Source organism: Gottfriedia acidiceleris, from assembly GCF_050457485.1.
GTDB classification, from domain to species: domain Bacteria; phylum Bacillota; class Bacilli; order Bacillales; family Bacillaceae_G; genus Gottfriedia; species Gottfriedia acidiceleris_D.
In genome coordinates, this window is the sequence record NZ_JBCMJM010000006.1 from 158111 (window position 1) to 181822 (window position 23712).

A 23712-nucleotide genomic window follows, 5' to 3' on the forward strand; every position below is an offset into this window, starting at 1 on the left:
TCTCCCCCCATGGAAAGCGAGCACCCCGTAGTGGAAATCAACCTCACTAAACTCCTTTTACGAAAATTAAAGGAAACGCATTATAGTTCCCGCTCATGTCCAATAATATAGCCTTTTTTTATTGGAAAATTGCCTTGATATAGGTGAAGGTCAGAACCACAAACTGCTGTTGAAGTAATTTTAATAATGACATCATCTTTATGTTGAATTTTTGGATCATCTACTTTAATCATTTTTACATTTAAATGCCCTTGATAAGTAACCGCCCGCATAGTACGCCTTCTAATTTAGGTCATTTTTATAGCGTTACCTTAAGGAGTAAAAAATTGTAACTATTAATAAAAAACATAATAATCTTCAGTAATAAAAAGTGAAACAAAAAAAGTGCCCCTTTACAGACTCTAATTAAACTTCTTGCTCAATGCTTTTTTATAGGCAACAGAATGACTATAAAATCATACTTTAATTAATGTGATATTTATTTAATTGACCCTATTAGATGTTATTGTTGATTTTTAGTAAAATTAACGATTCTTGAAGATTCAAATCCAAATGAATTTGATACTATTAAAATTAGTACGATTTAGGAAAGGATATTGATATGACTATTGATTATCGTTTTTATGAGAGTCCAACAGATCTTGATTTGCAGTTTGATTTTTGGAATAAGATGACCGAATCTCTACCATATGCTTGGAAAGCAACTTTATCTCCAAAATTATTTGAACAACAATCTGAATTTAATAAAAAATCTAGATGCTTCGCTTTTGACGGAGATCAGCTTGTCGGTTATATGAGTTTCTCTGGTAAAGGTGAGTTTGTATCATTAGGTTATCCATGGGTATTACCTGAATATGAGGATACTGTGCGGGATGAATTGTTTGAAAGAGTATATCAATTTGCTGTTAGTGAGGAATACGGTGGAAAACTATTTGCACAGCGATTTAGAGGACAGTGGTCAAAACAAATAGACTATTTCTTATCAAAAGGATTCAACATTACCAATCGTACTCAAATAGTTGGTGCGTATTATCCACTTCTTATAAAAGCAATCCAAAGTATTCCTGGATTTTCGTATGAGATAAAAGATCAATTTCAATTTAATGTTTGGAAAGATTTAAAAATGAAGCAACAAATTCTTACAAACGAACAAGTTGCCATGATGAATGAGTATTATAGTTCAATTGAATTTGACTATGCAGTTGAATGTAAGCTAGAAAATCAACTCATTGCCTATTTTGGTATGACAATAAGACCAGATACTGGGTATTCAGAAATATTAGCTGTTGCTTATACTGAAGCAGCTACCCCTTATTTTTATGATATAATGTCGATCATCCATAATGAAAACATCAATCGAAAAGTTACAGCAGTTACAATCACTAAATCACAAATTCCTAAAAGTGTATTACAAGAAAAACTTGGTTTTACTCCACTAACTGAAGATGTGATGATGCACAAGAGACAGGGTTAAAATGCAGAAAAGATGCAATTTAAAAAATAGAGAGATTCCAAAAAAATTGGAATCTCTTTTTTAGTTTACCGTAAAATCATAAGTTCCACTTTCCACTCCATTGATAAGTATTGTGATGCTATGTTGGCCTGGGTAGTGTTTTCTTGTTGATAAGTTTTTGAATGAGTGTGTTTTGTTGTATGATAATGTTTTGTCATTTTCAATTGTGTTTTCAGATATTTTAAAAATTTTTCTTGTACGATTACCTTTTAACTTTACATAATCAATTGCAAATTCGATTCTAAGTTTTGTGGTGGTCGGTTCGTTACTATGAATTGTAAATGAAAAGTTTAAATCTCCTCCAATTTCGATCTTGTCTGATTGTAATTGGAATTGGTCTATATGGATTGCTTTTGTCGTTTGGAATCCAAAAATCGTTAAAGCTTCTATATTACCTTTTTTTAATAGGGTTCTACATGCGTGCTTTATAATCCAATTTGTATATGTATTTTTACCGTACCATTCCTTCGCAATCTTTAATACTAGAGTTGGGTGATCTTTGGAAATATCGTTTAAATTATTCGCTACACTTTTGCGAACATATAATGACTCGTCTTCCTTTAAGTTCTCTAGAATAGGAAGGATTGGAGTTGGGTCTTTTTTTAGACTTTTTAGAACCATCCCCCATGGTAATTTTGGACGGCATCCTTCGCCTGCAAGTCTTCTTACATGCTCATCTGAATGAGTAGACCATTTTAGCATTTGTGCCATCATTCGTTCTTGGTCTTGTACAATAAACGCTCTAACAGCAAATTCTGATGTTGAGTGCTTTGTGAATAATTCTAAGGCTTCTATTGATTTTTCCCAATGATCTAAGCCGTACACTTCAACAAAATCAGGAAAAAAAATACTACTTAATTGGCCTTTTGGAAATTTCTCTACAATACTACTTAAAATTTCTATTGATTTTTCATATTTGTTTGGAAGTGTTTCTCCTAAACAAATCGTAATATGTCTCATTCTTTCCTTTAATGTTTTTTCTTCCCAGCTATCATTGAAAACCTTATTCATAAATGTTTCACGATTAAAATCTGTATAGACATTACTGATTTCATTTGCAATTTTTGAAATTAAATCGTAGTTATATAAATCTTTTAAAGCTTCTGCCATATTAATTCTCCATATTTTTATTTCAATCGATTCATTAAACAATCTCACCTAGTAAAGTAATTGGCTGTAAGATTTGCCTTTTTAATCCCTCAATCGCATCCTTTTTAATAATTGCTAGTGCACATGTCGCGGGACCTGCCGATTTTTGTAATGGGATACTAGATTGATTCACTAATTTTATATCGATATTATGTGTTTCCTTTAACTGATTCAATTCATATTGAACGCCTTTTGAACCGATAGGTAATAGATCTAATACATTTTCGCAATTTGTTAATTGCTTTAATGAATTAAAATTAATGATTTCGTTTTTATTTTCATTTAAATCCTCTAAAACTTCATTTCCTACTTTTGGATAACCAATTAATATTACACGATCCCCTGAAATGACTTCATTTCTATTAAACGGATTATATATTTCTCCCATTAAAGTAATTCCTAAACCTGTTTGTTTTGTTGGAATATTTTCTTCTGTACTTCCAGTAATATTTATTTCTAAGTTGTCTTCATAAAAATTAGCTTCATTATATTCTTTAATCGCTTTTTCAATCCCGTTTATTATTCGCTTACCTCTTCCGTTCATTTCTACACATAAAGTATTAATTAAAACAGTAGGCTTAGCTCGAAATGCTAATGTTTCAACTAAACATAATTTGGCTGTTAAATAACCTACAATTTCTTCATCAACTTTTATGAAATCAAGCTCACTCATCCCTATTCCACCGCAGCTATCACAAGCAATTGTAAAATAACGATTCCCATCTATATGCATTAAAGTTAAATCTCTATATTTTGAAATTTGCACGTTTCATCACCTTTTGAAGTATAAATGCTAAAACAATATTTGCCGCTGAAGCTAAAGTCAATGGCACAACCATTAAGATAAAAAAACTACTAATAGTCTTTGCCGTAAACGAGTGATTCAAATAAGCAATTAATAGACCACTTAATAAAGTTGCCACCGGACCATTTAAAATAATTGCCACGACCATTGCGATGTATTGATTCATTTTTTTAAATAATACGCCAAAAATCCAAACAATCACAAGCATTTGTATTGCGATAAATAGATGCACTGGTACTGTAAATGGAAAACCTGAAGTAATTGCTGTAAGAAGATGACCTAGTGCCCCTACAATCCCGCCTGCAATTGGTGAAATCATCATAGCAGCCAGAAAAGCTGGCAATGAATCAAATGCAATAGAATAGACAATTTTTATATTAGACAGTACTGCACTTAATGCGATAAATAATGAAAGTAAAACAATTCTTTTTGTGTTCAAGTTTCTCCATCCTCTTAATTTAGTTGAATGATATTTTTCAAAAATCCAAAACCATCGTTATACTCAATTTCAATAATACATCCATTACTCGTATAAAATTTCCAGAAATGACTTAAATCTAAATGAAGTAAATTTAAGAGTAGAAGCTTCATAATTCCACCATGTGATACAACTATTACATCTTCGTTTTTTGATCTAATGTCATGACAAAATGTATTAACTCTTTCTGCACACTGCTTTAAGCTTTCCCCATTCGGAATTTGAAAATGAATCAAATCTTCATTCCACTTTTCTACAACTTCAGGCACTTCATTTAAAAGATCAGTATATGTTCTCCCTTCAAATAGCCCAAAATTTGTCTCTTGTAACCGATGATCAACTATTTTCGATTCTCCTATTAAACCTTCAATCGCATCACTTAATAAAGTGCATCTACGAAGTGGACTAGAATACAAAGTATAGCGTGAAGTAGGCTCAATCATTTTCGTAAACTGGGTTATCACACTACCTATTTGACTTAAGCCTTTTTCTGTTAAATCAAAATCAGTCATTCCTGCATAAACTTTTTTTCTATTTCCAATGCTTTCTGTATGTCTAATTAAAAATATTCTCATACTAATCTCTCACCTATAACAGCAAAAATTAAAAAGCATAATTGGGAAACTTCAATTGTAAATCCAATTACATCCCCTGTAATGCCATCTAGTTTCTGATTGATTCTTTTCGTTACAAAAGTAATAAAAATAAACGTGACACATACTGCAATAATAATGGCTATTTCATTAATTAAGACACTACTTACACAAATGAGGAACACGTATGCAATTAAAACAAATAATGAATTAGATTTTTTGGCTTCGATTATAAATTGACTTCCAAATCCTTCATTTCTAGCATAAGTACTTATTCTGCATGTAAATAAGGCAATGCATCTTCCAATAATCGGAAATAAAAAAATAACAAATGTAGTACTCTTTGATAAAAATAACCAATCTCCTAAAAATAAAACAATTAAGGAAATTACCCCAAATGCGCCAATGCGACTATCTTTCATAATTTCTAGTATTCTTTCTTTTGAACGATGACTAAAAATTCCATCTGACGTGTCAGCTACTCCATCAAAATGTAATCCACCTGTTAAGAATAAATAGACTAATAGAATAAGAAATGCACCCGCTTCATTTTCCAAAACTAATGAAATTCCAGTATTCAAACTAACAAGTATTAAACCAAATAACACACCTACTAATGGAACCAATCTGATTCCTTTACCTAGTTCGGCTTCAATAAAATCGTAATTTTTAACAGGGATGGTTGAAAAAAAACTGAGGATCATTTTAAATCGATTCATATTGGTACTCCTACTTTATTCTTAATGGTATACCAGCTGTAACGAGTATAACTTCATCTGCTCTTGAAGCAATTTTTTGATTTATACGCCCAGCAATATCTCTAAAAATCCTTCCTAGTCGATAAGACGGAACAAGTCCATAACCTACCTCATTGGATACAACTATCAATGTCTTACCTTGCTGATCACAAACGTTTACCAACTCGTGCACTTCATTTTCTATATCTTTTTCTAGTTTATTTATTTGCTCATTATTAATTGTCTCAAAATCAATATCAGTATAATGATCAAACATTAAATTTGTAATCATGACTGTCATGCAATCTAAAATGACATACTTAGATTGTAAATATGCTTCATTCATTTTTAATTGATTAAATTGTTTATATTGCTCAACAGTATGCCATTCATTTGGACGATCTTCTTGATGTCTTTTAATTCTTTCATTCATATCTCCGTCAAATAGTATTGCAGTCGCAATATAAACGACGTCATTTGCGTTTGTTTTTAACTCTTTTACTCGTCTTTCTGCATAGGAGCTCTTTCCACTACGAGCCCCACCAATTACAAGAATCACTCTCTTCACCCCTTTTATGAGATCTTAATATCTAGGTTTAATTAACCTAACTCTCCAATTACAAATAAACCAACTAATAAAATGAGCATTAATATAACTGACCCAATTATTTTCTTAAAACCGGGTCTCGGACCATCTTTTAAAACTCTTATACCTAGTGGAACAAGTGCAATGCAAAGTGCCAATGTAGCTAAAATCGAGAATGAAGTTGTACCTTTTAGTACGCCTAATGGTAATGAACTCATAAGTCCTAACAGTACGGAACGAATTAATCCTAATACTTTTGCGCGATATGAGCCAATTGCTAAAATAATCCAGCCAAACATGATTAGAGGTGAAAAGCTATGGAATATATGAAACGATCCATAAGTTTGCGCCATAACTTTTGTTGCAGTGTCCACACCTAAAATTCGCACCATTTGAAAAGCTAGATGATCAACCCCAGCATGAAAAGTACGAGCAAAAAGTCCAAATATCGCAAAACTTCCTCCCCATAATGCCCAATTTGGTTTCGTTATACTGATTAATTTACATAGTGAGATTACTGCCGGCCACAATAAGACGTTCCCAGCAATAAAGAAGCTATAAGAAAAAAATAGTAAAGTTGGATGAGTTTTAAATGCTTCTAGCTGGTCCGGGAAGAAGAAATAAAACTTACTTCTTAAAACAACACCTATAAGCATAAAAATTGGACCTAATATTAGGGAGAACCCACCTAACCAACGACCTGGAAACCAATTATCTATTACTCTTTCATTCATAGCCCTACTCCTTTTATTCAGTTCCTTTCTATCATAATTCATTTTGAATAAAAATGAGCATTAAAAAGAAGGATTAACAATAAAAATTGACCTTCTTTTTATGCTCTTTTTATCTTTTATAGGCTTTACTTCCTAATACATGTATGTGTACTTTAATATCTTTTATTGAATCCATATTTACTTCGTTCATTACTTTTATATTCCAATCATGTCGATAAAAATGGTACGGCTTTTCTGAAATATTAAGAAGATCAACATGGAGCTCTTCTCCTTTTTTAATCGTTTTTAATATTTCTTTTTTTATTTTTTTACTCGCTTTAGACATAATTTCTTTGTTACTTAAGAGATTCTCATTTTGAGCAATTGCTACTTCTGTTTTTATTTTGATAATATATTTTGGCTTTTTACCACCTTTAATAACTTTAATTGATCCATTCGATTTTCTTACCTCTAAGTTAACTTTATCTTTCTCAAGTAAAAGTGGCATATTGTAATTTTCTTGCTTCATAAAATTAAGTGAATTTAAATCTTTTATAGTTACTTGACCTTTATATTTTTTCTGTAAAATGGCAAATGCACCATTTATATAAGCCACATTATCCCCTTTTCCATCTTCTTTAAAACCTTGTTCATCAATATCTAATATTGGGATTAAAACTGTTCCAACTGGCTGAGAATATCTTGAAATAAATTGATGAAATTTAAGGCTAAGTAAAATCAGACTGCCTCTACTTTTTTCTGCAGGGTTATTTACGACAGTATACAAAAATGGTAAATTAAAAAAACTTTTGCTCAGGAAAATTTCTTTTATATCTCTTTCTGTACCAAAAACCCACATTGTATATCTTAATAAAGGCCGTCCACTAATAAATGAACTGACTTCATTCATCTTACTTTCAATGACTGATTTACTTAATACAACAGCACTAACATGACCATAGTATAAAGGAATGGGTGACCGTTCCTCTATTTTATTAAATGCTGCTTGAATCGTTTTTGCCTTTGCTTGACCTATTAATGGAGGAGCTGGGACTTGTTGTGCTCCACCTTCTTGCTTTGCAATATTTGAAAAATTTAGTGCTTGTACCGTTACAATATACTGATTATCTTTAAAATCAATTCCAAAACCTGTAATCAATACTTGATCTATTATCGTCCGATCGCCCCAGCATCCTGTTAATATAAATAATTGAAAGAGCATTAATAGAAAGATTAATAATTTTTTCATTCAATCAATCACTCCTTTTGACGGTCTAGATCGACTGGATGGAGTGATTGATTTCGCTTTTTCTTATATTCTTGCGGAATTTTAATAAGTACACTAAAAAAGTCTGAGATACTTGGTACCGAAAATAAAGTCATATATGGTTGCCCTATACTTTCTAACGAAACCAACATTGTAATAATTAGAAAAAAGCCTGTAAAATAGCCGATTAATCCTAATGTTGATGATAAAAATAAAATAAAAAAGCGAAGGAATACTATATTACCTGCGATATTTTGATTGATTAATGTATAACCAGAGATAACTGTTAGTGCTACGATTACAAGCATAGCTGGAGAGGTTAGTCCTGCACGTATTGCGGCATCACCAATAAATAACCCACCTAATACCGCGACAGTCTGTCCTACTGCCTTAGGTAATCGTATACCCGCTTCTTTAAACAATTCAAAAAATACTAGCATTAAACAGGCTTCAAGTGGTGCTGCAAACGGTAATCCATTTCTAGACATCGCAATCGTAGCAAGAAAGGGATATGGTAGTTGGTCCATATGATACGTCACCAATGCAATATAGAATCCTGGTAAGAATATTGTTGTTAGTACCGCAATTATTCTTAGATAGCGGACCACATTGACAAAATAAAAACTCGAATGGATATCTTCGGGTGAATAAACAAGTTGGTTCAAATTGGTTGGACCGATTAAACATGTCGGATTCCCATCGACGAGCACTGCAAACCTCCCCTGATTTAATGATTGAACGACAAAATCAGGTCTACCAATATTATCAAGAAGTGGGAAAATGGAGAATGGCTGATCATATAACGCCTCCTCTATTTCATAACTACTAACAACCACGTCTTTTTCAATCGAACTTAGCCGATTTTTTATTTCTGATAGTATGGTTGGATTAATAATATCTTCAATATAAACTAGCAATACCTTCGTCCTACTTCGTACACCGATATCAAACTCAATACTCTTTAATGTCGATGTTTTAAGTCTCTGGCGAATTAAAGCCATATTATCATAAACATTTTCAACAAACCCGTCTCTTGGTCCACGAATTGAATTTTCCAAATTTGATTCTTCTGGAGCTCTTTTAGGTGGATCCGCTACAGGAATAAAGAAAATCTCATTTAAGTAGGAATTAAAAATGACTAGATTGCCTGAAAAAAGGTTTTCTTCTACTTCCGACTTTATTTTGGTTTCTGATCTTAACTTTTTAGCTTCTACAATATTACTTAATAACTCAAAGTTGAATTGATTTTCCTTATGTATCACATTAAAAATGTCGGTAATAATTTTGTTACTAAATTGAATATCAATCAAGTTTGGACAAAACATTATGATTACAACATGCAGTTTTTCGCCATCTTTGAATCTTTTTGTTCTAAAAGCTATATCTGATGAGTGATTAAAAGATTCAAGAAACATTAATAAATCAGGCTGATCTGTTCTAGTTGATTCTCTTTTCATGCTGAATCACCTTTTAATTTTGACATAATTAATAAAATAAACATCATACAAAGTAAAAAACATAAATTAATTAAGAAAAAATAGTTTTGTAAAAAATCATTAAAAGAAGTTGCATTCCAAGGAATCATTGCCGCTACTAGTAAACTGAGTGAAAGGACTGGTAAACTCCATTTTTTTCGCCCACTATAATTAATAATATGGTTTGCAAGAAATAGATTTAAACTAATCCGAATAAAAGCTCCAGACAGCCACTGAAAAATCGATAAAAAATCTAATCTAGTAATATTAACGCCTAGAGTTAGTAGCTTCCATTGTTCATAAACTGGATTTCTCATTTTTTCTGCTTCATTCGATCCAAATTCCATTATAGCTCCTGTAAGCGGACCTAAAATTAGCATTAATAACATAAGGCTAACTAAGACTAACCATTTTGCTTTTACTTTGTCTTTCAAATAAGAGTTTAAAAATAAAATAAAAATGATTTCAAAAAAACCTGAGCATGAATAGATAAATCCATGAAAAAAGTCATGATACCCATGTTCAAATATAGGAAATAATAAAGCATAATTTTTATTCTTTACATTCCCCATTCCTACAGTGAAGCCAAACAAGCTGACGATTGGTAATACTAAAAATGCGATTGTACAAATCGTACGTATTCCACTATATGCGGCGTAAAAACAAATAACGGAAATTAAAAAAGCGACAACAAACAAAGGAATATCTTGAGTATAATTTGTATTAGCCCAAATAAGAGTAAGGCGAATAGTTATATAAGCAGATATTAAAAAGTAAATGGCGAAAATGGTAGAAAATAAGTAAGATATTGGTTTATAGAATACTTTAAACATGACAGATAAAACGTCTTCATTTTTAAACTTTTTATATAAATAGAATACTAAAGCAGCCCAAATCAAAAAAGGGATTACACTTGCGACTGTTGTCACCCATGAATCTCGATATGAAGATGTCAATAAACTTGGAATGATAAATACATGCAGCATAAAACCTGTCGACATGATGAGTAATACATATATATGAACTGAATAAATTAACTTTTTATTCATAAAAAAACTCCCTATAACTCACGTTGTTGAAAAAACAACCTTGTCAATTAAATTACCAAATTTACGTAAAAGGCTTAGAGTGATGTTGATTTCCACNNCATAGGAGTCGAGCATCCCTTTCGTTCCAATCAACTTATTCATCAAAAAAAGTCTGCAATAAATCCTAATCAAATAGCCTTTACCTAGAGTAACCTAATTGTTGTATACTAATCAGCTTGTAGGTCAATTAATATCGAACATTAATTAACTAATCAATTGAATTTGTTTTTCTAAAAATTAGCTCATAATATTTTTAACTTCTGAAAAAATCATTATTAGTGTTATTGGATTCATTAAATTGCTCAACATATTAACATTTAAAACCATTTAATAGATCATCCAAAAAATGATAATTTCATCATTAAATAAATGTTCATTTAATGTCCGTTTTCCCTATTGACCATTTTATATTTCAACACTCTGCTATAACTCCTTATTCCTTTAAATTAACCCAACGATATATCCATTATGTATATATTTCCCAATTTATTTATAAAAAAATAATTGTCTTAAAGATAAGTAAAAAAGCCTTCTCCCAAAAAATAATCGGGAGAAGGCTGCTTAATAATCTTATAAAATCTTATTACTTGTTTAATCCTAACTCTGTAAAAATACTATCTAATGTAGCACCTTTATATGATTTTTTAGCGTTAGGAGGATTTGGAACTGTTGAATTTTGTAATCCAAAATTCTTCACTACATAATCCATATCTTTTGCATCAACCACTTTATCAAAATTGAAGTCAGCAGATGCTTTGTTTGTACCCCAGTAAGTTTGTACAGCTAATGCATCTAGTACGTCGATTACATCGTCTTTATTTGCATCACCAGCAGGTGCAACATCTAATAAGTAGCGTAATTGTTTACCGATTAAATCCCCGCGGATATTATCAAATAGAGTATTCATTGTTTGATTCATTGTAAAGTGACCTGGTACATTTACAGATAATGTATAAGGTTTATTGTCTACTTTCACACCATCAAATGCATAGTCACCTTGTTTTGATGTGATTGGTGTTTGTAAAACAGTTTTTCCATCATACGATGTTAATGTAATTTTTGCACCTAATTTACTTTGATCAATCGCATAGTTTGTTTCACCTGTTAGAGGGTTTTTTGCTCCTTCAACTTGGAGTGTACCTGTTAGTTTTGAAACTGTAGGTTTTACATTGTAACCCTCAATATAAGTGTATACGTTTTTCATTTCAACATTTGATGTATCGATTGTAGATGTACCGTTACCTGAGAAGTTAATCGCTGAACCTGTTGTAAATGATTTATCGATTGTTTTTATATCGAAATTAAATAATTGAGTATCCTCTGGTAACTTAGCTGAACCTGAGTAAGTAAAAGTAAAGTCATATTGTGTAATATAGTCCCAAGTAGTTGGTGATGTTTTTACTGTAACTTGTGCATCGCCATATTTTTTAACTTCATCATTTACTAGAATATTGTCAATGATTCCTTGTTTATTATTCAATTGAAGTGTTAGTTTAGTTGTTTTTAAGTTACTAATATTATTTGCTTTAACTGAGTAGTTTACAGTATCACCAGGTACAATGTTTTGCTTATTCGCTTTTAAGTAATAATATGGTGTTGTATTTTTTACAAAAGCAATTCTAATTTGAGCAGTTGGATTTAGCGCTGCATCCATTCCATAGAATGTTAAAGGTAATACTGAATATTTACTATCAACTAAAATTTGATCAGTATAATCCCCATTTTTATCTACGTTAATAGGTAATGATGGGAAGAAAGAGTTATAAGTATAAACAATTGTGTTATCTGATTGATCAGCTTTAATGCCGTATTTTTTCGCTTCGTCAATTTCTGGATCATTTACGTTAATGTTGAAGTCGTATAACATTTGTCCATTTTTATCTAGTTGACTATCATTATACTCAAAAACCTTTTGATCTAACTTGTCAAAGCTTGAAGTCATATTAGGAACAGCATATTCCAGCATAAAGTCTCTAGCTTCAGCAAAGGTTTTTCCACTTTCACTCACACCAACTAGTCTTAATTTGTAGTGACCTGGTTTAATTAATTCATATTTACTGCTAATCGGGTTTTTCGCATCTCCAGTGAATGGGAAGTAATATCCTCCTACAAGTCGACCAATATTGTACACTACATCTTCTTTCATTACTGAAGTATTAAATGAACCAATAATCCCTAAATCTTGACCAGTTGTTGGATCTTGAACGATAACATCTAATGATTTCATATGTGTTTTTAGAGAAACACTTCCATCAATAAATGGGTACGCATAAGTTGGATTCGTAATTTTATTTGAATAAAGTGGGTTGAATAAATTAAATGATTGGATCCCCTCTTCAACTACACGAACACCAAACGGAATTTGATATTGTTCAGATGGATCCACTGTATTCGTGAAAGTAACATAACCTTCATATGTTCCTTTTTCAGCAGTTTTTGGAATGTTTAAATTAAACTTAATTGATTTCGAACTAATTCCATTTAACTTAACTGATGTAGGTCCTGAAAGTGTAACATTATTTGAAGCTGCATCCTTAGATCCTCTTAATCCAGTTTGATATTTCACGTCAACACTAAATGTTTTTGCTTTTTCACTACGATTTTTTAAAGTAACACTGCGAGAATCTTCAATATCATTATTATCAAATCCATATGAACCAAAGCTCATCCCACCGGTTAACTCATTAATTAATTTTTCTTTGCCGTTTACGATCGTTGGTGTTTTATCAACCACTTCTAATTCTACATTTGAATGAATTGCTTCATATGCATCTACACGTCCACTACCTACTTCAAATACACTATAAGCTTTTGATAATGGATCAGCAGTATTCATTAGGATTGATTTGATATCTTCTGGTTGTAAGTCTTTATTTGATTGAAGTAATAGTGCAGATACACCTGCTACATATGGTGTTGCCATTGATGTTCCAGACATACGCTCATATGCATACTTATAATCTTCAGGCTTTGATCCATCACCTGTTTTATTATTTACATAAAATGGTACACTTGAAAGAATCGAAACACCCGGAGCAGTCACTTCTGGCTTGATATCATAGTTTACACGTGATGGTCCTCTTGAACTAAAAGTCGCTAATTCATCTGAAGCTGTTTGTAGCTTAGTATAATCACCAAAAGAAACTTCATTTCTACCTGCTTTAACCGCTGCTGTGATTTTTAATCCCTCTTCATATGATACGGAGAATGAAGGTATTGCATCTACCGACTCACCTAAGAATGCTTGGATTGCTCCTTCACTTTGGTTATCAATATTATTAGCCATTAATACACCAACTGCGCCAGCTGCTTTTGCATTTTTTATTTTATCAATCAATGCAATTGTTCCACGTTGAATGTAAGCAATCTTGCCTTTTAAGTCTTTTCCTGTAAAATCAGATGGATTTGCTAAACCTACGTCAACGAGTTGATAGGTTTTTCCTTTTAATGTCGTTAAATTATCAGAATAGTTTTGAGCTAATTGTCTAAAGTTGTATTTGTTTCCATCCTGTGTTCCATTAAATTGATAAAGATCAATTGCAACGGATGAAGCTCCGACAGTTAATGCTAATGCAGCCGCTCCCGGTGAACCCAACGTGTCCATTTGGTCTCCATCATTTCCTGCAGCTACGACAGTCGTTACGCCACTTAATACAGCATTGTTAACCGCGATAGAAGTTGCATAAAGTGGATCATTTAACGATGCACCTAATGACATATTTATAACATCCATGCCATCTTTTACTGCTTTATCAAGACCAGCTATAATAGCTTCACTTGTTCCAACCCCACCTGGTCCAAGTACACGATATGAATAGATATCAGATTCTGGTGCTGCACCAACCTGTTTGTATTCACTATCTGACGCACCACGTCCACCAATGATACCTGCTACATGGGTACCATGCTCAGTATAATAATTAGCTCCATTTGCAGAACCTGGTTTACCAGCTTTTACCCAATCAGCATAGGTAGTCTCCATTGGATCATTATCATTATCTACAAAATCATATCCACCTTTGAAAGCGTCTTTTAAATCTGGGTGGTTGTAATCGATACCTGTATCAAGAATACCAACTTTAATGCCCTTTCCTGTATAACCCTCGGCATGTAGCTTATCCAAGCCATCATAAGGCGAATAGTTTGCTACTTTAGATTCGTCTGCTTTTAACTCGCTATTCTTATCTGATTCCTTTGGAGGGTCAATAGAGAACTTCTCGTTACTCCAAACAGTTTTAACTGCTTTTGATTTTAATAGATTTTTAATTTGATTTGCTGGTAGACTCATTGAAACGCCGTTAAAGGCATTTTTATATGAATGTTTAATTTTAAAATCTACCTTTTTATTATTTTCATCTTTAAGAACTTGTCCCACTTCTGTAGTAAATGTAGCATGATCTTGATCAACTAATTTCCCTGCTTGTGTCTCAGTTAATGATTTACCTTCTACTTGCGCCTCAATGTGTGCTACCTTCGCGGGTTTATTTGCAAACTCTACAATAACTGAAGTTTGTTTTGTAGTCGTTTGATCTATGTCTGATGAGATTTGAAGCCCTGTCGATTCATTTGTTGAAATTTGTTTTAAAGCAGCTCGTTGCTGGGAAGTTAAATTTGCAAGTATTGTTTCTGTCTTCGTTTTCCCTGCTGCCTTTGAAACATTTGTTACATGTGCAATCGGTGCAACAACAACACTAGATGATAGAGCTAATACGGTAAAGCCTGATACAAACTTACTTTTCTTTACTCTTTTCCCCATTCTTCTTCCTCCTGGCTTTTTCTTATCTAAAGTAAAATTCAATGAAGATCTATAATTTATAAAATAGTAAGCTACTTTTTATCTTCATATATACCTCTATACATCAAATTTACTTTCTACATTTATTATCAATTTATTTCAATTTTCGGTCAATTGGGTTATCCCTCCCCTAATTTACCAAAGTTTTCAATTCTTCCTCCCTACATTCGACAGGATTCCTTTAAATTCTCCCGTGAAAAACAATCAAAATAACCCAATTTTTCTATCATTTTAAAAGAAATAGTCAGTTTTTTGAAAACGCTTACTTTATTTGATTAAACTTTAATTGTTTTAGATAAACCTCCGGATATTTGGGGGCAGTCCGAGAGAATGCTTTTTGACTTCTCAATTTGTGCTTTTCGATTGTTTCATTGGATTTTACTTCTGCTTTTGGTCATTTTCAATTTATCATTTTCCTTATCCATGTTTTTTCACTCAATTAAATTAAAATTTTTATTTGCAGATTTCGCTTTTTTAATTGAAGTTTTCACTGTTTTAATTGCACTTCACTACTTCATCATTCCACGTATATTCCTATAACATAAAAAAAGGAAGCCAATCTAGTTGGCTTCCCTCTTCTACATTATTATTGATCTAAACCTAACTCTTTTAAAATACTATCTAAAGTTGCACCTTTATAAGTAGTTTTTGGTTTTGGTGCATTATCAACAGTAGGATTTTGTAATCCAAAGTTTCGAACAACAAAGTCCATATCCTTTTTATCTACTACTTTATCAAAATTAAAGTCTGCTGTAGCTTTATTTGTACCCCAATATGTTTGTACAGCTAATGCATCTAAAACATCGATTACGTCATCTTTATTAACATCACCAGCTGCAGCTGTTAATAAGCCTACATTATATCTCTTTCCTAGAGTTTCTCCACGTACTTCATCTGATAAAAGTACTTGTCTGTTCATTGTAAAATGTCCAGGTACATCAACTTTATAAGTATAAAGTTTTGGCTCTGCTTTCAACCCTTCAGCGCTGTATTGTCCGCTTTTGTTGATTGAAGGTTGAACAGTTGTTTTTCCATCATAAGATGTAACTGTAACTTTTGCACCAATTACACTTTGATCAAGCGCATAATTTTGGCCACCTGTTACCGGATCAGTTGTTCCCTCTAAGCGTAATGCTCCATCAATTTTAGAGTAAGTGTTCTTAACTTTATAAGATTCCATGTACGCATACACATCTTTTGTCTCAACATTTGATTGATCAATTGTTGATGCAGTCATTGTATACCAATCATGAGGTACACTTCTTGTCCACTTCTCCGCTGTTTTCATATCAAAATTAAATAATTGTAAGTCTTCTGGTAAAGCTTTTGATCCATTATAAGTAAATGTAAATGTATAAAGCTGACTTAATCCAGAAGGTACTGAAGTTACTGAAACTTGTGCATCACCATATTGTTTTACTGCATCATTTACAACGACATTTTGAATTGTTGCTAGATTCGGATCAACTTTGAAATTAACCTTAGTAGTTTTTAAGTTTTTAATATTATTTGAACGAACACTATAATTTACAGTATCACCTGTTGTAACTGTTTGTTTATTTGCTTTTAAGTAGTAGTATGGGAAATTTTGATCCACGAATACTAGTCTTAACATATTTGTAGCATTTCCAGTAAAGTTTCTTGCTGCATCCATACCATAGAATGAAACTTGTAATGGTGTAGAACGTTTCTTAACTAAAATCTGGTCTGTATAGTTCCCGTTCTTATCTGTTTTAATAGGATTAGCTGGGAACGGACTATCGTAAAATGACACAACTGCATTAGATGACTGATCTACTGGTAGACCTAGACGACTTGCTTCAGCAGTTTCAGAATCATTTAAATTAATGTTAAAGTCGTATAAGAATTCGCCTTTTGAATCAAACTGACTATCTTTGTATTCAATAACTTTTTGATCGAATGAGTCAAAGCTAGAAGTCATAGTAGGTGCTGCAACATCATAAACGAAATCAGCAGTTTTTACGAATGTCTTACCTTTTTCGTTTGTACCAACTAATTTTAATTTATAGTTTCCTGCTTTTGCTACTACTGGATCATAACTAATCGGTTTTTTTGCATCACCTGTAAATGGATAGTAAATTGAACTAAATCCTCTTCCAATAAAGTAATCTTGATTCTCATTCAATGCGATTGGTGTAAAAGAACCGACTAAACCAAGATCTTCACCTGTTGTAGCATCTTGTAGTAATACATCTAATGTTTTCATGTGTGACTTTAATGAAAGATCGAATGATAAAAATGGAAATGCATTTGCTGGCCAGCTCGTGTCATTACCATACATTGGATTGTCGATTTTAAAATAATCGATTCCTTCATCGACTACACGACCGCCAAATGGAATTTGATAAATTTCAGTTGGGTCTTGTGTATTTGTAAATGTAATAAAACCTTCATATGTTCCTTTTTCTGCTGTTTTTGGAATATTTAAGTTAAACTTAACATTCTTTTGGCTAATTCCATTTAATTTTACAGAAGTAGGACCAGTTAAAGTTACATTGTTCTCAGCTGCATCTTTTGATCCTCTTAATCCAGTTTGGAATTTCACATTAACATTAAATGTTTTAGCTTTTTCGCTACGATTTTTTAATGTAATATTGCGAGAATCTGCAACATCTTTATCATCGAAACCATAAGATCCGAAGCTAATGCCACCAGTTAATTCTTTAATTGATTTTTGTTTGCCATTAATATATGTTGGCGTTTGATCTACTACTTCTAATTCTACATTCGAATGAATTGCTTCATATGCGTCAACACGTCCACTACCAGCTTCAAATACACTATAAGCTTTTGATAACGGGTCAGCTGTATTCATTAGAATCGATTTGATATCTTCTGGTTGTAAGTCTTTATTTGATTGAAGTAATAATGCTGATACACCCGCTATATAAGGTGTCGCCATCGACGTACCTGATAAGCGCTCATATGCATATTTGTAATCTTCAGGTTTTGAACCATCACCAGTTTTATTATTTACATAGAATGGTACAGTTGAAAGGATCGCCACACCAGGAGCTGTTACTTCCGGTTTAATATCATAGTTTACTCGCGATGGACCTCTTGAACTAAATCCTGCTAATTCATCTGATGCTGTTTGTACCTTTTTAAAATCACCAAAAGTGAATTCTGATTTACCAGCTTTGATTGCAGCTGCAATTTCTATCCCCTCTTGATTAGAAACAGAGAATGCTGGAATTGCATCAACTGATTCGCCAAGGAAAGATTGGATTGCACCTTCAGCTTGATTTGTTTCATCGTTGTACATTAAAACGCCAACTGCACCTTTTGCTTTTGCATTTTTAATTTTATCGATTAATGCAATCGTTCCACGTTTAATGAAAGCAATTTTCCCATTTACATCTTTACCATTGAAATCTACAGGATTACCTAAACCAACATCTACTAACTGATATGTTTTTCCTTTTAATGATGTTAAGTCATCTGAATAATTTCTAGCTAATTGTCTTACAGAATAATTCTTTCCGTTGTTAACACCTGCATATTGGTATACATCTAATGCGATTGATGATGCACCAACTGTTAATGCTAAAGCTGCAGCTCCAGGTGAACCAAGTGTATACATTTGATCGCCGCTATTTCCTGCTGCAACAACTGTAGTCACACCACTTAATACAGCATTGTTTACTGCAATCGATGTTGCATAAAGCGGATCATTTAAGGTTGCACCTAATGACATATTTATAACATCCATACCGTCTTGAACAGCTCGATCGATACCTGCAATAATGTCTTCCTCAGTCCCAGATCCATAAGGTCCAAGAACTCGGTACGAATAAAGGTCAGCATCTGGTGCCGCACCAATTGTTTTATATTCACTATTCGCTACACCACGTCCACCTATAATTCCGGCTACATGTGTACCATGCTCAGTGTAATAAGTTGATGAGCCACTAATTTCAGGTTTTCCTGATTTTTTCCAATCAGCATAGGTTGTTTCCATTGGATCATTATCGTTATCAACGAAATCATATCCACCCTTATAAGCATCCTTCAAGTCTGGATGATGATAATCCATTCCTGTATCTAGAATTCCTACTTTAATTCCTTTACCCGTAAACCCTTCAGCATGTAAGCGATCTAAGGCATCATATGGAGTATAGTTTGCAACATTTGCTTCATCAGCTTTCAATTGATCATTTTCTTTTGGCGGATCAATTGTAAATGTTTGGTTACTCCACACCTTTTTTACAGCTTTAGATTTTAGTAGATTCTTAATTTGGTTTGCTGGTAAGGTCATGGAAACACCATTAAATGCGTGTTTATATGAATGATTGATTTTATAATCTACTTTTTTACTTTTACCACTTGTTATAACTTGGCTGACATCTTTCGTAAAAGTATCATGATCTTGATCAATTAGCTTTTCAGCATCTGTTTTCGTTAAAGTTTTCCCTTCAACACTCGCTTCAATTTGAGCGACTTTAACTGGTTTATTAGCAAACTCTACAATGACATTCGTTTGTTCAGTAGAATCCAAATTAATATCTGAGGAAACTTGCAGCCCAGAATCTTCACTAGTAGAAAGTTGCTTAAGAGCTGCTCTTTGCTCTGAACTTAAACTTGCCAAAATATCTTCTGCCTTACTTGGACTTGCTGCACTTGATACATTTGACACTTGTCCAAGAGAACCTAAAATAAAACTAGATGTTAAAGCTAAAACAGTAAAACTTTTTAGAACTTTACTTTTTTCTCTCTTTTCCCCCATTTTTCTTCCTCCAGTTCATTTTTCATCTTAGTTTGCCTTTTACGTTAATTACTAGATATATGTTTTTTTGACAACTTCTTCAAGTAATCAACAAAATAGAATGACATTTGTCGTTTATATCTATTAATTATATTATTGAGAATTTTCTTTTTTTAAGCAATTGGGTTATAACAAACCCTGATCTATCAACGTTTACTCAATACCCCTTTAAAATTCGACAAATTCCAACATGTTTCACCTTCAGATTAAACCAATTTTAGGTATTTTAAATTCACTAAAATAATAAATGCACTACTTCTACCCTAAAAAAGACAAAAAAAAATACATAGACACGTTACCCACGTAGTCTATGTATTTTCTTTTTTTACATGCTAACAAATGTATGTTCAATAGATTCATATAATTCGGCAGCTTTTTGATACTCTTTGATCTCTATATAGTATTTATATAATTTCTTACCGAACTGTTCTATATAAAATTTATTATTAGTAGAATAAAAGAATGGGAGTGCCTCATCCGATAGATATTGATAAAATTTTTCACGGGCTCCCTCAGCCTTAAGCTTAAATAGTTTAATTAATGTAATATGTACTGGGCTTTTTAACATTTTTGCTAATGCTAATGCTCTTTTCATCACACTAAGAAGTATCTCTTTTTCTAATAGTGTGCCTTCCGTACATGTCTCTAAATAATTGCACAAACGTCTTAAATAATTGATTGATTTTTTATTTTCAGTTTCATTAATACTTTCCTCAAAATAATACAATGCCGTTTCATACTCTTCTCGCTTAAAGTATTTCACTCCGAGATTATTCAATAAAATGGCCTTGCGTTCGCGATCTCCTAATACTTCACAGTTGTGAATCAAATCTTTATAGCGTTCTACAACTTCACTAAAATTCATTTCTAATTCACTACCATACTGCAATAGCATAAGGGTTTCGGAACTAATTGCAAATAAGTAGTTGTTCGTCTTCTGAAAAAACTTAAGTGCCATTTCGGCATATTTATACGCTAAGATTTTTGAACTTCCAAAATGATAGGCAATTGCTAGATGGTGATAATATTCTTCATTTCGATACTCATCAATATTAATCATCTTTAATACTTTAATTGCCTTTTGATGGTCTTCACTACTTAGGCTAGTATAGTTCGATATATAGTACATACCTTGAAGATGATAGAATAAATTTTTCTCGAAAGGAGATAAATTACTAAATTCTTTTTTTACATATGTAAGTATTTGTTTAACCATATCTAAATTTTGATTATGAAAATAATATCTTGCTCTTAGTAAATTATAGTGGGCTGCATATTGTGAATAGTCAATAAAGGGCATTTGTTCAAGTTCTGCTTTATATTCTTCTATTTGAGCTTCTTTTTTCATGATTAATGCATCATGCCATAGATGTAATTTTTTCTCTAAATTATAAAAAGATTGGACTTCTTGATTAATATTGATTCCTAAACGATCTGAAAATAAAGCAATAATATCAGGTGAATAAGCCGTCTTACCTCTTTCAATTTTACTTACATGAGTAGTTGTACATATACCTTCTCCAAGCATAGCTTGAGTTAACCCCATTTTTTCACGATAAAACTTTATGATTTCCCCCTCAATCATATGCACCCTCCTCTATCTCTATAAACATATTTATCTAAATATTCTTTACTAAATTTTAATATCCTTTTAAGGAAAAAACAATTAATGATTTTTACCTAATACTAGGAAATTTTCTTTCAAATTCAATACAATATAACTAAAAAAAAGATAGAATTTGAAAATGAAATCCTATCTTAAAGACTAATGTATTAATTTTTATTTATTCCTAAAGACCTATTCAGTTAACTATGTTTATCTTCATCTTTCTTCATATAAAGCAAATAAAATTCCCTTTCTTTTTTATCACTTAACCCACTTATTTTGAAAATTTGCTATACTAAATAGGTGTGAAAAAAATTTTTTTGACAAAAATTATAATGTGCGAAATAATTTTCACATGAAAGGGTTTTCATATTATTATTAAAAAAAACTCTTTTTTCCTATATAATAATTATTAAGCAAATAATAATGTTTTTCTAAATCTTTAAAATGCAAACATTTTCAATTTATATTATATTAAAAATTTAATTATTCTAAAAATCAATTCCCTAAGGAAAGGTGTAAAGAATATGGAACAAACGAACAGCTTAGGTAAAATTCGTTCTTATTATGCGCGATTAAGTGATAAAGAAAAAAAAATCGCTGATTATATATTACAAAACCCAAAGCATATTATTCACAGTACGATTACAGAAGTAGCTGAAGACTTAAACGTTGCTGATGCAACTGTTTTTAGATTTTGTAAAAGGATTGGATTTAAAGGATACCAAGCGCTTAAAATTGCATTAGCAACTGAAATTATGACGCCGATTCAGCAAATCCACGAGGAAATTAACGAAAAAGACGATGAAATAACAATAGCAAATAAAATATTTCAATCTAATATTCGAACACTTGAAAATACTGCACAAATTTTAGATGGTGCATCAATTAAAAAAGCAGTAAATCTTATATTAAAAGCTAATAAAGTTGAATTATACGGTGTAGGTGGCTCGTCTGTTATTGCAATGGATGCCTTCCATAAATTTATTCGTACAGGAATAAAAGCGAACTCGTATACAGATTCTCACTTTCAATTGATGTCAGCTTCTCAATTGACAAAGGAAGATGTGGCAATCGTTATCTCACACTCAGGCTCAAATAAAGACATCCTTCGTATTTTGCAAGTACTAAATGAAAACGGTACCAAAACAATTGGAATTACAGGTTTTCCCAAATCACCTTTAAGTCAAAATGTTGATGTCTCACTTTACACATCTTCTGAAGAAACAGAATATCGACCAGAAGCACTTGCTTCAAGAATTGCGCAATTAAGTATTATTGATGCATTATACGTAAACTTAATGATTTTAAACTCTCACAAAGCTAAAACATCATTTGAAAAGGTAAGAACTGCAATATCAGAAACAAGATCTTAATATTATTAGGAAAAAAGATGTCTCAAATAAAAGTCTTGAGACATCTTTTTTCTGACATATATTATTTAGCGATTTGACTAACAAATTTCTTCATAAACTTCAAAAGCTTCATATGCATGATTGCCATTTCTTCAGGGGTAATTGGCTCTTCTTTTTCTAGCCATTGCTCCATAAGTCCAAAGAATGCCGATGAAATAAACGCAGTTGTGTATTCATGTGGAATTTCAATCATGTATTCTTCTTCTAATAAATCCACTAGTTTTTCATAAATTGTCTCTTTAATATGTTCCTTCATTTTCTTCGGAAAAGCTGGGTCACCTTTTGTACTGATTAAAATTTTTATAAATCTTTGATTTTCTTTTAAGTAGTGATATACATTAAGAATAGGTGGATAGACCATATCATTTGAATAAAACTCATTCATTTCTTTAGGCCTTATAAATATAAGTCGATCCTGTAATCCTTCCAATATTTCATTTTGACTTTTTTCCATTAAATCATATTTATCTCTGTAATGTAGATAAAATGTACCGCGATTTAATCCTGCTTTTAAAGTAATATCTCTAACTGAAATAGCTTCGAATCCTTTTTCTTCTATTAAATCCAACAACGTCTCTTTTATTAATTTCTTAGTTTTTTCAACTTTTATTTCTCTCAATGATTGACTCATTTTAGCTCATCCTTCTGGAATATAAGTTCTTACTAAACAAATTTGATAAATGTGTTTAGCAATGAACACATTTGT

At 31.9% G+C, this 23712-nt stretch carries 16 protein-coding genes and 1 pseudogene; 2 read left to right on the plus strand and 15 right to left on the minus strand.

Features of this window, described 5'->3' with window-relative positions:
- Window positions 1–92: 92 nt before the first annotated feature.
- Window positions 93–272 (minus strand): annotated as a pseudogene (locus ABEY15_RS06155) (alcohol dehydrogenase catalytic domain-containing protein); the annotation flags it as partial.
- A 329-nt stretch (window positions 273–601) separates the two neighbouring features.
- Between ABEY15_RS06155 and ABEY15_RS06160 the strand changes: the two are divergent.
- Window positions 602–1474: a hypothetical protein gene (locus ABEY15_RS06160; protein ID WP_429889126.1), complete on the plus strand. Its 873-nt coding sequence runs from the start codon at window positions 602–604 to the stop codon at window positions 1472–1474.
- A 60-nt stretch (window positions 1475–1534) separates the two neighbouring features.
- Here ABEY15_RS06160 and ABEY15_RS06165 read toward each other — a convergent pair whose 3' ends face one another.
- From ABEY15_RS06165 to ABEY15_RS06225, 13 genes are all read right to left on the minus strand, one after another.
- On the minus strand, window positions 1535–2623 hold the full coding sequence (locus ABEY15_RS06165) for a DNA alkylation repair protein (RefSeq protein ID WP_429889127.1): 1089 nt from the start codon (window positions 2621–2623) through the stop codon (window positions 1535–1537).
- Window positions 2624–2657: 34 nt separating this feature from the next.
- Complete coding sequence (locus ABEY15_RS06170) at window positions 2658–3428, minus strand: hypothetical protein (RefSeq protein WP_429889129.1); 771 nt, start codon at window positions 3426–3428, stop codon at window positions 2658–2660.
- Entirely contained in the window at window positions 3409–3906 is a 498-nt protein-coding gene (locus tag ABEY15_RS06175; RefSeq protein ID WP_025568888.1) for an ECF transporter S component, read from the minus strand. Before ABEY15_RS06175 ends, ABEY15_RS06170 begins: the two co-directional genes overlap by 20 nt.
- A gap of 14 nt (window positions 3907–3920) precedes the next feature.
- Window positions 3921–4520: a histidine phosphatase family protein gene (locus ABEY15_RS06180; protein ID WP_429889131.1), complete on the minus strand. Its 600-nt coding sequence runs from the start codon at window positions 4518–4520 to the stop codon at window positions 3921–3923.
- Complete coding sequence (cobS, locus tag ABEY15_RS06185; protein WP_429889133.1) at window positions 4517–5257, minus strand: adenosylcobinamide-GDP ribazoletransferase; 741 nt, start codon at window positions 5255–5257, stop codon at window positions 4517–4519. The genes ABEY15_RS06180 and cobS overlap by 4 nt, the downstream gene beginning before the upstream one ends.
- A 10-nt stretch (window positions 5258–5267) precedes the next feature.
- Window positions 5268–5834, minus strand: coding sequence for a bifunctional adenosylcobinamide kinase/adenosylcobinamide-phosphate guanylyltransferase (gene cobU, locus ABEY15_RS06190; protein ID WP_429889135.1), 567 nt, complete (start codon window positions 5832–5834; stop codon window positions 5268–5270).
- A gap of 41 nt (window positions 5835–5875) precedes the next feature.
- Window positions 5876–6595 (minus strand): hypothetical protein, encoded by a 720-nt coding sequence (locus tag ABEY15_RS06195; RefSeq protein ID WP_429889136.1) that lies wholly within the window; start codon window positions 6593–6595, stop codon window positions 5876–5878.
- A gap of 109 nt (window positions 6596–6704) precedes the next feature.
- Window positions 6705–7823, minus strand: coding sequence for a Ger(x)C family spore germination protein (locus ABEY15_RS06200; RefSeq protein ID WP_429889138.1), 1119 nt, complete (start codon window positions 7821–7823; stop codon window positions 6705–6707).
- Between the two features lie 8 nt (window positions 7824–7831).
- Complete coding sequence (locus ABEY15_RS06205) at window positions 7832–9298, minus strand: spore germination protein (RefSeq protein WP_429889140.1); 1467 nt, start codon at window positions 9296–9298, stop codon at window positions 7832–7834.
- Window positions 9295–10365, minus strand: coding sequence for a GerAB/ArcD/ProY family transporter (locus tag ABEY15_RS06210; RefSeq protein WP_429889142.1), 1071 nt, complete (start codon window positions 10363–10365; stop codon window positions 9295–9297). The genes ABEY15_RS06205 and ABEY15_RS06210 overlap by 4 nt, the downstream gene beginning before the upstream one ends.
- 622 nt (window positions 10366–10987) lie before the next feature.
- Entirely contained in the window at window positions 10988–15160 is a 4173-nt protein-coding gene (locus ABEY15_RS06215; protein WP_429889144.1) for a S8 family serine peptidase, read from the minus strand.
- A 625-nt stretch (window positions 15161–15785) separates the two neighbouring features.
- The gene (locus ABEY15_RS06220) at window positions 15786–19946 is read right to left on the minus strand and encodes a S8 family serine peptidase (protein WP_429889145.1); all 4161 of its coding nucleotides are present in this window, start codon (window positions 19944–19946) and stop codon (window positions 15786–15788) included.
- A 364-nt stretch (window positions 19947–20310) separates the two neighbouring features.
- Complete coding sequence (locus ABEY15_RS06225) at window positions 20311–21570, minus strand: helix-turn-helix domain-containing protein (RefSeq protein ID WP_429889147.1); 1260 nt, start codon at window positions 21568–21570, stop codon at window positions 20311–20313.
- Between the two features lie 548 nt (window positions 21571–22118).
- Between ABEY15_RS06225 and ABEY15_RS06230 the strand changes: the two genes are divergently transcribed.
- A complete protein-coding gene (locus tag ABEY15_RS06230; RefSeq protein ID WP_025672344.1) occupies window positions 22119–22967 on the plus strand; it encodes a MurR/RpiR family transcriptional regulator in 849 nt (282 codons plus the stop codon).
- 61 nt (window positions 22968–23028) lie between these two features.
- Here ABEY15_RS06230 and ABEY15_RS06235 read toward each other — a convergent pair whose 3' ends face one another.
- Entirely contained in the window at window positions 23029–23637 is a 609-nt protein-coding gene (locus ABEY15_RS06235) for a TetR/AcrR family transcriptional regulator (protein ID WP_429889149.1), read from the minus strand.
- Window positions 23638–23712 lie beyond the last annotated feature (75 nt).

Excerpts from the sequence above, each read along its gene's own strand:
- ABEY15_RS06160 (WP_429889126.1), top strand. The coding sequence starts at position 602 with ATGACTATTGATTATCGTTTTTATGAGAGTCCAACAGATCTTGATTTG.
- ABEY15_RS06165 (WP_429889127.1), bottom strand. The coding sequence starts at position 2,623 with ATGGCAGAAGCTTTAAAAGATTTATATAACTACGATTTAATTTCAAAA.
- ABEY15_RS06180 (WP_429889131.1), bottom strand. The coding sequence starts at position 4,520 with ATGAGAATATTTTTAATTAGACATACAGAAAGCATTGGAAATAGAAAA.
- cobS (WP_429889133.1), bottom strand. The coding sequence starts at position 5,257 with ATGAATCGATTTAAAATGATCCTCAGTTTTTTTTCAACCATCCCTGTT.
- ABEY15_RS06195 (WP_429889136.1), bottom strand. The coding sequence starts at position 6,595 with ATGAATGAAAGAGTAATAGATAATTGGTTTCCAGGTCGTTGGTTAGGT.
- ABEY15_RS06200 (WP_429889138.1), bottom strand. The coding sequence starts at position 7,823 with ATGAAAAAATTATTAATCTTTCTATTAATGCTCTTTCAATTATTTATA.
- ABEY15_RS06205 (WP_429889140.1), bottom strand. The coding sequence starts at position 9,298 with ATGAAAAGAGAATCAACTAGAACAGATCAGCCTGATTTATTAATGTTT.
- ABEY15_RS06210 (WP_429889142.1), bottom strand. The coding sequence starts at position 10,365 with ATGAATAAAAAGTTAATTTATTCAGTTCATATATATGTATTACTCATC.
- ABEY15_RS06215 (WP_429889144.1), bottom strand. The coding sequence starts at position 15,160 with ATGGGGAAAAGAGTAAAGAAAAGTAAGTTTGTATCAGGCTTTACCGTA.
- ABEY15_RS06220 (WP_429889145.1), bottom strand. The coding sequence starts at position 19,946 with ATGGGGGAAAAGAGAGAAAAAAGTAAAGTTCTAAAAAGTTTTACTGTT.
- ABEY15_RS06225 (WP_429889147.1), bottom strand. The coding sequence starts at position 21,570 with ATGATTGAGGGGGAAATCATAAAGTTTTATCGTGAAAAAATGGGGTTA.
- ABEY15_RS06230 (WP_025672344.1), top strand. The coding sequence starts at position 22,119 with ATGGAACAAACGAACAGCTTAGGTAAAATTCGTTCTTATTATGCGCGA.
- ABEY15_RS06235 (WP_429889149.1), bottom strand. The coding sequence starts at position 23,637 with ATGAGTCAATCATTGAGAGAAATAAAAGTTGAAAAAACTAAGAAATTA.